Source organism: Paenibacillus sp. XP01 (assembly GCF_057364885.1).
On record NZ_CP139481.1, the window covers coordinates 5314797 to 5328874 of the forward strand.

A 14078-nucleotide genomic window follows, 5' to 3' on the forward strand; every position below is an offset into this window, starting at 1 on the left:
ATAACATTCAGAACGGGTCAGTGTTGATAAAGGTGGCACTGTACCTCCCTGCCCGGGGCAACGGCAAGATTTTCCGGCACGACGGCTCTGCACACATCCATCGCATAGGGACAGCGGGTGTGAAACACGCATCCGGACGGCGGGTTCAGCGGAGAAGGAATTTCTCCGCTCAAGACGACCCGCTCTCTCTTCAGGCGCGGATTCGGCACGGGCACGGCCGACAGCAGTGATTTTGTATACGGATGCAGCGGATCGGCAAACAGTTCTTCCGTCGGTCCTTGTTCGACCATATGCCCCAAATACATCACTCCGATCCGATCGGCAATGTGTCGTACCACGCTCAGATCATGCGCAATAAACAGATACGCGATGCCGCTCTCCTGCTGCACTTCTTCCAGCAGATTAATGACTTGCGATTGGATGGAGACATCCAACGCCGATACCGGCTCGTCACAGATGATGAGCTTGGGATCGAGCGCCAGCGCTTTGGCAATGCCCAGACGCTGGCGCTGTCCGCCTGAGAACTCGTGCGGATAACGACTGTAATGCTCCTCGTTGAAACCTACTTTGTACAGCAGCTCCAACGCTTTCTCGGTCCGTTGCCGCTTGCTGCCTTTGCGGTGAATCAGCAATGGCTCCTCAATGGTGTAACCAACGCGCTTGCGCGGATCAAGCGAAGTGTACGGGTCCTGGAATACCATCTGCATATGCTGGCGGTAACTTCGAAGCTGGCTTCTGCCTAGGCCGAAAATGTCCGTACCGTCATAAACGGCGTTTCCGGACGTCGGCTCGATCAATCGAAGGATCGTTCGGCCGAGCGTGCTTTTGCCGCAGCCCGACTCGCCCACAAGTCCGAAGGTCTGCCCGGCATAGACGTCAAAAGATACACCGTTCACAGCCTTGACTTGGCCCGTCGTTCTGCCCAGAGACGATTTCACCGGAAAATGTTTGGTCAATCCGTCGATATGCAGCAGCGGCTGCTCCTCAGACAATGTGCTCATATTCCTCCCCCCTCTCCTGCGTCGCCGCTGCGATACCCGGATACCAGCAGCGCACTTTATGATTTTCCCCGATGCCCTTCAAGGGCGGGGTCTCCTTCAGGCAGCGTTCGCTGGCATGCGCGCATCTGGAGGCGAACCGGCAACCGGCCGGAACATGGTGGAGGGAGGGCACCGTACCTTCGATGACATGCAGCTTCTCGCTGCGATCCCCGTCAATCCGGGGGATGGAGCTCATCAGCCCCGACGTGTACGGATGCTGGGGGTTGAAGAACAGGTCATCCACATCCGCTTCCTCCACGACTTGCCCCAAATACATGACTGCCACTCTGGAGCATGTTTCGGCGACGACCCCCAGATCATGCGTGATCAGGATGACGCCCATGCGGTTTTCATTCTTTAAGCTGGAGATCAAATCCAGGATCTGCGCCTGAATCGTGACATCGAGCGCCGTAGTCGGCTCATCCGCAATGAGCAGCTTGGGATTGCAAGCCAAGGCCATCGCGATCATGACGCGCTGCCGCATGCCGCCCGATATTTCATGCGGGTGCTCGTCAACGCGATGTTCCGGGGACGGAATGCCCGTTTTGCGCAGCAATTCCACCGCCGCTTCTTTTGCCTTTTTGCCTCGTAACCCCCGATGGAGCCTCAAACTTTCGGCAATCTGCTTGCCGATGGTATGCACCGGACTCAAGGAAGACATCGGGTCCTGGAAAATCATCGAGATGTCGTTGCCTCGAATACGCTCCATCTCCCGCCCGGACAACGCAAGCAAGTTGGTTCCCTCATAGCGGACCTCTCCGCCGTACCGTACGGCCTTTTCGTCAAACAGTCGTAGGATCGATTCGGCGGTGACGCTTTTGCCGCAACCGGATTCACCTACAATGCCAAGCGTCTCTCCCGCATGAACGCGGAAGGTGATGCCATCCACCGCATGAATGGTTCCTCGTTCGGTAGCAATGGACACTTTCAAGTCCCGTACGTCAAGCAGCGGCTCTTTTTCCACGGCGCTTCCCTCCTTTCGCCTTGCGTGCATGCGGGTCCATCAGGTCCCTGAGCCCGTCGCCGAACAAATTCAGGCCGAGTACGACCAGCAGCAGGAAGCTGCCGGGAAACACGGTCATCCACCAAACGTTATAGATGACGTTTTTGCCGTCGAACAGCATGTTTCCGAGACTCGGCGCAGGCGATGGGATGCCCGCACCAAGGAAACTGAGCGACGCTTCCGTCAGAATGGATACCGCAAAAATGAACGTAGCCTGAATGATGAGCGGCGATAAGGTGTTGGGAGCCATATGGATCCAGATGATCCGCCAACGGCTTGCCCCTTGGGCATGCAACGCCTCGATGTAGGTCAGTTCCCTGACCACAAGCGCCTTGGCCCGAATGATTCGCGCCACGGATGGAATGAAAATGATGCTTAAGGCGATGACGACATTCACCGGACGCGGTCCGAGTGCAGCCATGATCGAAATGGCCAGCAAGATGGAAGGAAACGCGAACAACCCGTCGCAGATGCGCATCAGGATATGGTCCAACAGCATGTAACTGGCCGACAGCAATCCGATCAGCATGCCGATCAGCGACGAGATGGCCGTCACCGCCAATCCCACGATGACCGAAATGCGCAGTCCGTACACCGCGCGGGTGAATACGTCGCGACCGAAGTTGTCCGTGCCGAACGGATGAGCCAGACTGGGCCCTTTCAGGCGGTTGACCGGATCAATCTCCAACGGGCCGTATGGTGTCAGAAGCGGCCCGAAGCTAATGAGCAGCAAGAGCAGGAACAGAATGAACGCCCCCGTCACCAGTAGGCGGTTATGCGTGATGCGCTTGAAGGCCAAGCGCCGGTTCGTGGCGGAGCGGAGCCCGGCCGGGGCCAGGGCGGCTCCCGAATTCGCCGACATAGGCGTTCCTCCTTTTGTAGTCAAAATTAATGACGATGAAATTATTTTTTATTCAGACGAACGCGCGGATCAACCACGCCGTATAACAAATCGACGATCAAGTTCACGAATACGTATGCCACGGTCACGAGCAGCACCGAGCCCTGAATAACCGTGTAGTCACGGCGGCTGATGGAATTGACGATCAATTGCCCCACGCCCGGAATATTGAACAGCGTTTCGATGACGGCTGCACCTGTGACGAGACCGCCAAAGGATTCGCCGATGACGGTCAGGATGGGAATGAACGCAACCCGGAGCGCATGTGTGTAAATGATCCATTTTTCCTTTACACCCTTGGCTTTGGCCGTTTTGATGAAGTTCTCCGACAGCACGTCCAAAATGGACGCTCTCGTCATGCGTGCGATCAGGGCAGCTTGGATTACGCCCAGCACAATGCCGGGCAACAGCAAGTATTTCAGGTGTGACCACAAGCCTGACTCCAGAGGTTGATATCCTGCAACGGGAAGCCATTGCAGCTTGACCCCGAACAGGATGACCAGCAGGGAGCCGAGCAAAAAGCTTGGTATGGAGATGCCTAACATCGAGAACCCCATGACGAATTGGTCCACGATGCCGCCTCTGTGTCTAGCCGCAGTGATGCCTAGCGTCAATGCCAGCGCAATACCGATGATCTGGGCAAGGATGGCAAGAGACAACGTGGGTCCCAACCTTTCCACGAAAGCTTGCACAACCGGTTTGTCCAGAAAAACGGATTGTCCCAAATCGCCGGAGAGCAGGCCCAGCAGCCAAATGCCGAATTGCTCGTAAATCGGGCGATCCAGTCCCATCCGGCTTCGCATTTCGTCAATGTCGGCCTGGGTTGCCTCCTCACCCAGCAGAATCGCCGCCGGATCGCCGGGCGTCAGATGGATGATAGAGAACACGACCACCGCCACGACGAACAGCACAGGCACCAGCGAAAGCAATCGGCGAACCATGTATCCTCCCAATCAAATCCCCCCGCTTCGCATCAGCAAGCAGAATGGCAGCCCTTATGCGTGAATGCGCCGCAGCTTGGGCTGCCGATTTGCCGCCTTTTTTACTTGGTATTGGACGTATTCCAGAAAATCGGTCCAAGGATGTTTTGGAATCCCTGAACGTTTTTGGACAGCGCCGTAATTTGTTTCGAGTGCCCAATGATGGAGAAGGGCACCTCGTCCCATACAAATTGTTGCAGTCCATCGATCAACGGACGTGCTTCTTCCACCGATGAAGCAGTTCGAATGCCTTGAAGAAGCTCATCCAGCTTCTCGCTCTTCAGCAGCCCAGCCGCCCCTCCCCAGAACGAATACTGGTAGAACGTTGGCCGGAATGCATAACTCATCGGATAGATGTCCCATCCCTTTCCTGTCGCAAGCTTCTCCTGCAAGGTAGGCCAATCGTACACATCGAGCTTCACCTTCACCCCGATCGATTCAAGCTCTTGCTGGAGCACGACGGCCACATTGTATTGGTCCACGTAATCACGAGTGGTGAAGATGGTAATCTCCTCCCCGTTGTATCCCGCTTCTTGCAATAGCTGCTTGGCTTTCTCGGCATTCGCCTGGCTATAGGCTTCCTTGCCTTTCTCAGAGTACCAGTTCGGGAATTCCGGCAGGACCAGGGAGGATGTTTTGACATAAAATTGCTCGTCCCGGAACGTCGATGTCAGGATGTCGTCCGCATTCTGGATCGCGTTGACCGCCTGACGCAGCTTTACGTTCTGAAACAGGCCGTTCTGGCTGTTATAGAAGTAAGCGATCAGACCGCCCGGACTCAGATACGTCTGCAGATCCCGATTCGAAGCGACCTGCTGCTCATTGTCCACCGAAATGTTGAGTGCAATGTCGTACTCCCCGGAAGCAATCCCGGCCAACCGCGTGGACTCATCCGTCACGAAGCGGAAGTAGAGATCGCTGGCGATCGCTTCCTTCTTGCCTCCCGCACCGTCGGCCGGTTCGGTTCGCGCACTGTAATCATCGAACTTCTTCAGGTGAATGTACTGATCTTGCTTCCATTCATCCAATTGATAAGGCCCTGTGCCGATGAACTCTTTAATGCCCGTATCCTCGGCCGCTTCGACCACCTCTTTTGGATAAATGGCAGCAGCCGGAATGGGGTCGGCCAACAGCTGCAGCGTCAGCAAGAACGGCGTTTTCAACTGAAGCTCCACCGTATATTCGTCTTTGGCTTTGGCAACGGCACCGACAAAATTGGCTTTCCCATGGCTGGACAACCTGATCCAGCGATTCAACGAAGCCTCGACATCCTCGGCTTGGAGTTCCTTGCCATTGTGAAACTTCACGCCTTGGCGAAGATGGAACGTGTACGTCAATCGATCCTCGCTAACTTCGTAGGACTCGGCCAATAGCGGAATGACTTGGGCGTTTTGGTCCAGCGTAACCAATTGTTCGTAAATTTCGCGGGACACGTCCTTTACGGCCGTATTGGAGGAAATGTGGGCGTCCAGCGTCACGGGCTGAGTCGGATATCCGATATTCAGCACCTGGCCTTGCTTGGCCTCGCCTTCGGCCGATGCGGGTGCGTCATTCCCGGACGCAGCTGCTCCCTGCGTCGTTTGCCCCTGACCTCCCGAAGCGCAGCCGGCTAGCAGCAGCACGATCAGGATCAAGAGCAGCGAAGGTTTCCATTTGTTTTTCATAAGACAATCCCCTTTCTATTCTTCCCGATGGGTAAGGCCCGACAGGAACGATAATCACGACTTAACTTGTCGGATTAGTGAAATTTAATCTAAGGCTAAACGGAGGCCTGCGTTTTGTAAAATAAGCATTTATAAACTATGAATTCATTTTTTGTTAATCCACAAAGTGGGTCGATTTCGTTTACACCCACAAACGCCGGATGCTAAGATACTTGAAAATTTATCCTGATTATGGGAAAGGAGCTTGACCGATGCCAACGATCACGAACCTGCATCCGAAATTGCTTCAACATATCGAAAAAATCGAACATTACAAACAGGTGCTCACCCTGCTGAACTGGGATGCCCGAACAGGTGCGCCGCGCAAAGGCGCGATCCACGCCGCACGTGCCAAAGGTACACTTGCCGAAGAATTGTTCAAATTACAAAGGGACCCGGAATTCGGCAAGCTTTTGGAAGAAGCAGAGTCTGATGAACATGCGGATGATCTCACGAAGCGGATTGTACGAGAGCATCGCAGAGCTTTTACGCGCTGGAGCGCTATCCCTGTGGAGGAATATCGAGCATTCGTAGATCGGCAAGGACTCGCAAGCGTAGCCTGGCTCGAAGCCAGGGCAGCCAATGATTTTTCCCTGTTCGCCCCCCATCTGAAATCCATTTTCGATCTCAGCCTGAAATTTGCTTCCTACTGGGGATATGACGAGCATCCGTACGATGCGCTGGTGCAGCAATTCGATCCCGATTTGAATGCCCGAACCTTGAACCGTATCTTCGGAGAATTGAAATCGGCGTTGTTGCCCCTGATTGCACGCGTAACCTCCGCGCCAAGACAGCCGGACACATCCATCTTCACTCGGCCGTTTCCGTTGGATAAACAAGAACAGCTTGGAATACAGTTGTTAAATGCAATACGATACGACTTCGATGCCGGTAAATTCGGCGCAACGGTACATCCTTTTAGCTCAGCCATTACCCCCCATGACGCGCGGGTGGCGTCGAAATATGTAGAAAATGACGTGCGCATTTCATTATGGAGCGCGCTCCACGAAGGCGGCCACTCGCTCTATACCCAGCATATCGATCCCGAATTGATCCATACCGGTCTTGGCATCTTTACCTCCTACGGCATACATGAATCCCAATCCATCTTTTTCGAAAAATTTATCGGCAGGCACAAGGGCTTCTGGCAGAACCATTATCCAGGCCTGCAGCAATTGCAGCCGGACCCGTTCGCCAATGTTGAGCTGGACGAATTTTATTTAGCTCTGAACGCCGTACGGCCTTCGCTGAACCGTTTCGAGGCGGACGAGCTGACCTACAACCTGCACCTTATCATTCGATACGAACTGGAACTGGCTATCATTGCCGGGGAAGTCGATTACGATGCATTGCCTGAAGCCTGGAACGACAAGTACGAGGAATATCTCGGCGTGCGTCCGCCGTCCCATCTGGAGGGCATTCTGCAGGACGGGCATTGGTCTGCCGGGTTTGGACTGTTCCCTTCGTATACGCTCGGTTTCGTCTACGCTGCGCAGCTTCATGAAGCGATCCGCCGAGACCTTTCCGACTACGACCAACTGGTCGAAGAAGACCGACTTGAACCGATCCTCGAATGGCTGGCAACGCATGTCCAGCAATACGGCAAATCGCGTTCCGCTGACGAACTCATTCACGCTATTACGGGACAAGGCATTGATACCGCTCCATTGATTCGTTATTTGACCGAGAAATACGAACGGTTATATTCGTTGTGAGCGCAACAAACCCAATGCAGCAAAACACAACCGGAAATGATTTCTTTTCGGGAAAAAATTTATCATTTTACGGCTTCCCTTTTCCTCCGTCCGACTGTATAATAATGACATAATTTAAAGGCTATGTTGCCGAAAGGTACAACCTCGCGAACATTGGAGGTTGTGCCTTTTTTGCGTTTTCTGGCCTGATTTGCACCACCACTATTCCATCCAAGGAGTGAATGTGTAATGCAGCTTGAAGCTATTTATCATCGTGCACGCTTGAACTGGTCTTATGCTTATGATCGCAACACCCTGCATATCCGCCTGCGAACCGGACGTGACGATCTGGATCAGGTATCCGCCGTCATCGGGGACAAATACGCTTGGGAACGCACCGCCCATACCCTTCCAATGCGCAAATTCGCCAGCGACGAGCTGTTCGATTACTGGCAAATCGAAGTGCAGCCTCCATATCGGAGACTGCGCTACGGGTTCGAACTGGAGCAGGACGGCGAACGGATTTGGATGACCGAACGGGGATTCGAAACCGAGCTGCCCGAAAACCCGCTGGAATTTTACGACTTTCCTTTCCTGAATCCGGCGGACATTTTCCAGGCGCCTGCATGGGTGAAGGACGCTGTCTTTTATCAGATTTTTCCGGAGCGTTTCGCGAACGGCGACCCGTCCATCAGCCCCGAAGATGCGGAGCCGTGGGGCGGCGAACCGACGCCGACCAATTTCTTCGGCGGAGATTTGCAGGGAGTGATCGACCACCTCGACCATTTGAACCAGCTCGGCGTAAACGCCATTTACTTTACTCCGGTGTTCGAGGCCAGCACCAACCACAAATACAATACGGCCGATTATTTGAGGGTCGATCCTCATTTCGGCACCAATGCCAAGCTTAAGGAGCTCGTGGATGTATGTCATGCCCGCGGCATTCGGGTGGTGCTCGATGCGGTGTTCAACCATTCGGGAAGAGACTTCCCGCCTTTCGTCGATGTAATGAAAAACGGCCAGGCTTCGCCATACGCCGGATGGTTCCATGTGCGCGAATGGCCGCTGCGAATCGAGGACGGCATTCCGACGTACGATACGTTTGCCTTCGAACCGATCATGCCTAAGCTCAACACCGAGCACCCCGAAGTCAAAGCCTACCTTCTTGAGGTCGCCCGGTATTGGGTGCAGGAAATCGGCATCGACGGATGGAGGCTGGACGTGGCGAACGAAGTGGATCACCGCTTCTGGCGCGAGTTCCGGGATACGGTCAAAAGCATCAAGCCGGACGCGTATATCCTCGGCGAGATCTGGCACGATTCCATCATGTGGCTGCAAGGGGACCAGTTCGATGCGGTCATGAACTACCCTTTTACCAATTCGGTGCTGGATTATGCGGTCCATGGCAAATTAGACGGAGCTGCCTTCGCCGGAGAGATCGGAAATCTGCTCGCGGCTTATCCGCAATCCGTCACGGAGGCGGCCTTCAATCTGCTGGGCAGCCATGACACGCCGCGCCTCTTGACGGTCTGCGAGGGCGACGTTCGGCGCATGAAGCTTGCCGTCCTGCTGCTGTTGACCTACCCGGGAGTACCATGCATCTACTACGGCGACGAAGTCGGGTTGGAAGGCGGCTACGATCCGGGATGCCGGAAATGCATGGAATGGGACGAAACCCGGCAAAACCGCGATCTGCTCGACTTCTACACGCGGATCATCACGCTGCGCAAAACCCATTCGGCGCTGCGCGGCTCCCATTGGCGCATCGTGCACGCCGCCCAAAAAGATGCCGCAATCATAATCGAACGCACCGATGACGGGAGCCACGAACATTTCCGCTTGCTGATGAATGCCGCCGAGTCGCCTCGGGTGCTGCAATTGCCCATGCCGGAAGAAGCAAGCTGGCGCGATGCATTTAGCGGCGAAGTGCTGACCTCGGAAACGTCGACGCTGGATATAGCGTTGGAAGGGCTTGATTTCCGCCTGCTCAAACTTGAAGTCTAGTGTATTCGGCTCAACGTTAACCCAAACCAAACACCCGCAGGAACCGATGGTCGATGGGCCATCCCTGCGGGTGTTTTCACGTTTAATGTTTCAGCCTTATCTTCGGCTTATGTTTCGATTTGTTCTGGCGAGACGGCAAGGGGCTGCCTTACCTTTTTCATGCGCGGGCTCGTCAGGCCGTCCTTCGCCAAGATGATCTTTTGCGGAATTTTGTAATCCGACAGGCGTTCGCGGCAATAATCCCAGATCATCCGGCGCAGCTCGGCGAGGGGCATCTCCCGGCTTGTCTGCACGGTGGCCGTTACACGCTGGCCGGTGATGCCGCTGTGTTCGCCGCAAACGACCGCCACTTCAATGACCTCCATCTGCTCCAGCACGCCCTCCACCTCTGCCGGATAGACCTTGCGGCCGCCTACATTGATGATCTCGGAATCGCGGCCCAGAATGCGGAGATACTCCCCTTCCATCACGGCAGCATCTCCTGTGCGCAGCCAACCGTCTTCGGTAAACGGCGACGGCGCGTTTAAATATCCGAGCATGGCCGTTGCCGTGCGAATTTCCAGCAGCCCGTCCACCACGCGATACTGCACTTCTCCATCCCGTACGGCAAACAACAGGGAGCCCGACGCTTTGGAGCGCGTCGGCAAAATGCCGAGCTCGGACATCCCGTAAGCTTGAACCGTCCGAATGTGAGGAAACGCCCTGTTCCATGCTTCGAGCAGCGCCTGTGACATTACCTCAGACCCATACGACACCACTTCCAGACTGGACAGATCAAAGTCCCGGTACGCACCGCTGAGCAGGAGCAGGTTCATAAACGTCGGCGATACGGGCAAGGCCTGCACCCGATGCCGCTCGATCGTTCTGCACACCTCCTCCGGCGATCGCTCGCGGATCATGCACAGGCAGCCGCCGCTGGCCAGCGATTGCAGCAGCGTATTGAAACCGCCGATATGGTCAAAACGCATGAAAGGAATCGTCCGCAGCGGGCGGCCCTGCCTTTGAAACCGCTGCAGCAGCCGATCGGCGCGATGCACGGCAGCCTTGCTTCGTCCCGTCGAACCGGAAGAAAAAATGACCAGACCGCCGACCTGCTGCTGACGAAGTTCGGTTAATAGCGGCGGCAATCCGTCCGCCTCGAATCGCTTTACGCTTAAGGCCACCAGCCCGCCAGGCACGGCATCGCTTAACGTTGCCGTACACCGATCTTCGTCAGGCACGGAACGAAGCTTGTCCGCACTCCAAAGCAACCCCTCCGATAAAGTGTCACCTACATCATCAACGTCGGCCCCATACCCATCAGTATCGGAGTGTTTCTCCCGCCTGGCCACGATTCGCCATTCCGCTCCAGCCAAATCCATATACTCCTCCCGCTTGTTCCGAACTAGGTCCGGAGCCAGCGGAATAACGATGCAGCGCTGCTCCAGCAGAGCCAGCAAAGCGGCAGCGGCATGGGGAGAATAGTCTGTCTCCAGCGTAACGACGCTGCCCGCCATGCCGGCATTGCCGATCAGGCGGTTCATCCTGCGTACCTCTCCGCGCAGCCATCCGTAGCTGTAACCGTCATTCTGCCATACCATGGCCGGGGCGGAGCCCCATCCCTCGAATCGCCGCAGTAACGTTTCGATCATGGTTCCACTCCTTCCCGCTGCGCACGCAGTTTGCCCTCCAGGTAACCCACCAGCGAACCGACCGTGCGGTAAGGACTTTCAGGCATCGAAGCAGCCGCCATCTCCGTCAGTGCGACCGATATGCCGTATCGATCCTCGACCTCCTGTTCCACGACGGCTAATAACGACACCAAACCAAGCGAATCCAACCGGCCGTTCCTGCCATAGAGCGGAGCATGCAGTCCAAGCTCCACCGGGATGCCGCCGCGTCCATATGCATTCAGTTCATGACAGCTCTCCAGAACGATGCGGGCCAGCGTTTCTTCCCGCTTCGCCTCCGCCGAATTCGCCTTTTCATTCCCGGCAAATGCACGCTGAACAAAGCGGGATTCGCTGCCATGGATGGATTGCATCTTCTCGTACCAGGCCCATTCATCGTTCGCCAGTTGCCCGATGACCCCACTGAGCTCATCGTTCCAACCGGAATCACGCTTTGCGAGCCTGGCCATCAGCAGCTTGTGACTCCGTTCCCAACGCCGGATCAGGCCCTGCCAGGCCTCAAGATAGGCGTCGTACGGCGAGCCTAACGCGCGAGCCGCTTCCAGCAGTAAATCTCTGAAAAAATACCGGCTCCATCGCATATCGAACAATAGGCCCGGTAGCCGGGAAACACCAGCATTACTGGATTTCCAATCACCGGAAAGGTTAACCTCAGACATTGCAGCGGTCGCCCCCTGCTGCCCATTCCGGAAGACAGAATGGTGTGCACGCTCATTCCCGGATTCCCCTTGAACGCGGGAACGTGCCCCGCCTTCGTCTTCTTTCCCTTCCATATGGAGCGTGCGCAGCAACTCTACGGTGACGGCTTGTCCAAAGTAATAATTCCGTTCCCCTTGCCTCACCTGCCTGGCCGCCAGGAACTCGTGAATTTGCGTAGCCAGGGCTGCGCGCAGCACCTCTCGATACCCGTCATCATCCAGCTGGCCCGCGGACCGAACCTCCATTGTTCCGTAGGTTCTGAGCTCTTCCTTTCGCTTGGCTGACGCCAGCTCGGGCATCGCCTTGTGCCCTTTCCAGAAATCGCGAAAGGCCGAAAGCGAGACCGCCCCCTTATATTTGGAGGGGACCGGATCATACACGTCCACATGCCGTTCCCCGATATCGCACACGGCCAGCCAGTGGTCCACCAGATGCAGGCGGGAACCCTCCCTTAGATGTTTATGGATATACTCCGGATTCCGAAAGTTCTCGTCATACGGCAAATGGTAGCTCGAGCCCGTTGCGAGGAACAATTCACCTTCTCCCACGCGCTCACGAATGGCGGCAAGCCCTTCCTCGAAACTGCCCATTTCGCGCTGCTCCCCCATGCTCCAGACGGCATCCTCGTAATCCAGCTTGTGAAAATAAGGCTTGACCAGCCCCGTGTCCGAACACGAGGGAAGGGTAAACAATCGGCTGGCCGCCAGAAGGCCAAGGCTGCTCTGGCAGCCCTGGCGCCGCAAAACCTCATGAATCAGCGGAAAATGGCAGGGATAATAAAACGGAATATCCATCAGTGGCTGAACATGCCGTAAGGATGACATCGGTTTACCTCCTCGTTTCGTTTCTGGCCGGGCTGTCGCCCCAGGAACGGATCGTATAATGGAGAGACTGCGGATGCGTGGCCCGGAAGACGCGATTGGGCATCGGCCGACCATCCGGGTCGGTCTCAAATCGGCGGAAACCACGCGTAAACCGGAACCGGAAACCGCTGTCCCGCGGAACTTCGAAGCATCCTTCGTAATGTCCGTCTCCGACATGTTTCAGCTTCATGCCCATGCCGCCGTATATGGTGTCTTCCGCAGGTTCGCGAGACGGCGATTGTGCGCTCAGGCAGATGAGAACGTGACCGGAAAGCTCCTCCACGACGGTGTACGCCTTGGTTGCCGTCAATTCCCCGAACTGAAGCCGAACGACCGCCCTGCCGGTAGCGACGGGAATCAGCGTTCCATCCGGCAGTACCTTGAGCACGTCAGGTTGTTCGGAAATGTATGTCCCTTCCAGCAGACTGACCTTAACGCCGTTGTCATAGCGGAGCAGGGCATTAATTCGGCATTTCATATCTCCTTTCAACCCTAGAACACTTCTGCCCTTGAGTTCGAGGGAAGCCGGGTTGCCTTTTTTGCCAAACATGCACAGCAAAGGAAGATGTACGCGTTCGGCCCAATCGGCTTCCTGATGGCCGGCATCGGGTTGTTCCAGGTAAATGAGGTCCTTGCCAGCCACGTAACCACGGTCCAGAAGTTGGTCGACAACCTCTCTAATTTGGCTTGGAAGGAACAGACCTTCCATATCCCCGATATCCATCCACATCCGTACGTCTGGTTTTCCTGCGGGAAGCCGAATCATCGGCTCTTCTTTCAGCCGTCCCGGGGAACTCGCATCCAACTGCACGTCATAAAAAAACGGCGACAACATCATCAGCTTGCCAAAAACGTCCGGATGGCGCATGCCGATGTGGAACGTGCACAATGCGGCTGCGGATGAACCGATCATCCCCGTATGCTCCGGCTCCGTCAACGTCCGATATCGCCGGTCAATGAACGGCTTGAGCTCATGCACGATGAAATGTTCGTACAGCAGACCCGAGCATCCCACGTCTACAGCTTCGCGGACCGGCGCAGCATAATGGTAAAACTCATTGTGCGTAACCGGGCGAACATGGGAGATGCCCACAATAATCAGCTCCTCCATGAGCCCCAAACCGATCAGGCGGTCTGCCGCCACATCCATCTGCCACGTTTCCTGGCCCGGCTTGGAGAGGCCGAAAGCGCGCTGGCCTGCATGCATATAAACGACCGGATACCTTTTATCGGTATGCTCATGATATCCCGGAGGCAGATACACATGGATATTTCGGCTGTTGCCCAGCCGCGTTGCCTTGAATTCGCTCAAACATTCGATAACCGACCTTGTCTCCAATGAACTCATCACGGATCATCGCTCCCCTCAGCTCATCATGCCTTGCAATAATGAAACGCCTCTCTACGCTGCTGCCTGCAACGACAAACAACCCCGCCTCGAAGGAGACGGGGTTGTTTCGGATCGGATCATCGTTTCCGAAATGCATGGCCCTTGTATTGTGGATTCTGCGATTAGTGTAA

The 14078-nt window shown here is 55.5% G+C and carries 10 protein-coding genes; 2 read left to right on the forward strand and 8 right to left on the reverse strand.

The features are described from left to right. Nucleotides 1-17: 17 nt before the first annotated feature. From SNR34_RS23995 to SNR34_RS24015, 5 genes are all read right to left on the reverse strand, one after another. The gene (locus tag SNR34_RS23995; protein WP_486180362.1) at nt 18-1001 is read right to left on the reverse strand and encodes an ABC transporter ATP-binding protein; all 984 of its coding nucleotides are present in this window, start codon (nt 999-1001) and stop codon (nt 18-20) included. Continuing rightward, nucleotides 985-2004 carry an ABC transporter ATP-binding protein gene (locus SNR34_RS24000; RefSeq protein ID WP_486180363.1) on the reverse strand — a complete coding sequence of 340 codons (1020 nt, stop codon included), beginning with the start codon at nt 2002-2004 and terminating at the stop codon, nt 985-987. Before SNR34_RS24000 ends, SNR34_RS23995 begins: the two co-directional genes overlap by 17 nt. After that, nucleotides 1982-2905 carry an ABC transporter permease gene (locus SNR34_RS24005; RefSeq protein WP_486180364.1) on the reverse strand — a complete coding sequence of 308 codons (924 nt, stop codon included), beginning with the start codon at nt 2903-2905 and terminating at the stop codon, nt 1982-1984. Before SNR34_RS24005 ends, SNR34_RS24000 begins: the two co-directional genes overlap by 23 nt. A gap of 41 nt (nt 2906-2946) precedes the next feature. Continuing rightward, complete coding sequence (locus SNR34_RS24010) at nt 2947-3897, reverse strand: ABC transporter permease (RefSeq protein WP_236415632.1); 951 nt, start codon at nt 3895-3897, stop codon at nt 2947-2949. A gap of 89 nt (nt 3898-3986) precedes the next feature. Further along, entirely contained in the window at nt 3987-5588 is a 1602-nt protein-coding gene (locus SNR34_RS24015) for an ABC transporter substrate-binding protein (RefSeq protein WP_486180365.1), read from the reverse strand. 251 nt (nt 5589-5839) lie between these two features. Here SNR34_RS24015 and SNR34_RS24020 point away from each other — a divergent pair, with 251 nt between their 5' ends. Both SNR34_RS24020 and SNR34_RS24025 read left to right on the forward strand, forming a co-directional pair. Further along, nucleotides 5840-7342 (forward strand): carboxypeptidase M32, encoded by a 1503-nt coding sequence (locus tag SNR34_RS24020; RefSeq protein WP_486180366.1) that lies wholly within the window; start codon nt 5840-5842, stop codon nt 7340-7342. Nucleotides 7343-7570: 228 nt separating this feature from the next. Then, nucleotides 7571-9325, forward strand: coding sequence for a glycoside hydrolase family 13 protein (locus tag SNR34_RS24025; protein ID WP_486180367.1), 1755 nt, complete (start codon nt 7571-7573; stop codon nt 9323-9325). A 107-nt stretch (nt 9326-9432) separates the two neighbouring features. On the opposite strand, the gene SNR34_RS24030 is transcribed toward SNR34_RS24025, so the two are convergent. From SNR34_RS24030 to SNR34_RS24040, 3 genes are read right to left on the reverse strand one after another with little or no spacing between them, the layout of a single operon-like run. Then, complete coding sequence (locus SNR34_RS24030) at nt 9433-10956, reverse strand: ANL family adenylate-forming protein (protein WP_486180368.1); 1524 nt, start codon at nt 10954-10956, stop codon at nt 9433-9435. After that, complete coding sequence (locus SNR34_RS24035) at nt 10953-12518, reverse strand: acyl carrier protein (RefSeq protein ID WP_486180369.1); 1566 nt, start codon at nt 12516-12518, stop codon at nt 10953-10955. The genes SNR34_RS24030 and SNR34_RS24035 overlap by 4 nt, the downstream gene beginning before the upstream one ends. 4 nt (nt 12519-12522) lie before the next feature. Further along, complete coding sequence (locus SNR34_RS24040) at nt 12523-13905, reverse strand: alpha/beta hydrolase (protein ID WP_486180370.1); 1383 nt, start codon at nt 13903-13905, stop codon at nt 12523-12525. Between the last annotated feature and the right edge of the window lie 173 nt (nt 13906-14078).

Bases quoted from the DNA above. Each gene is read 5' to 3' on its own strand.
- SNR34_RS24030 (WP_486180368.1), bottom strand. From the start codon at position 10,956: ATGATCGAAACGTTACTGCGGCGATTCGAGGGATGGGGCTCCGCCCCG.
- SNR34_RS24035 (WP_486180369.1), bottom strand. From the start codon at position 12,518: ATGTCATCCTTACGGCATGTTCAGCCACTGATGGATATTCCGTTTTAT.
- SNR34_RS23995 (WP_486180362.1), bottom strand. From the start codon at position 1,001: ATGAGCACATTGTCTGAGGAGCAGCCGCTGCTGCATATCGACGGATTG.
- SNR34_RS24005 (WP_486180364.1), bottom strand. From the start codon at position 2,905: ATGTCGGCGAATTCGGGAGCCGCCCTGGCCCCGGCCGGGCTCCGCTCC.
- SNR34_RS24020 (WP_486180366.1), top strand. From the start codon at position 5,840: ATGCCAACGATCACGAACCTGCATCCGAAATTGCTTCAACATATCGAA.
- SNR34_RS24015 (WP_486180365.1), bottom strand. From the start codon at position 5,588: ATGAAAAACAAATGGAAACCTTCGCTGCTCTTGATCCTGATCGTGCTG.
- SNR34_RS24040 (WP_486180370.1), bottom strand. From the start codon at position 13,905: ATGAGTTCATTGGAGACAAGGTCGGTTATCGAATGTTTGAGCGAATTC.
- SNR34_RS24025 (WP_486180367.1), top strand. From the start codon at position 7,571: ATGCAGCTTGAAGCTATTTATCATCGTGCACGCTTGAACTGGTCTTAT.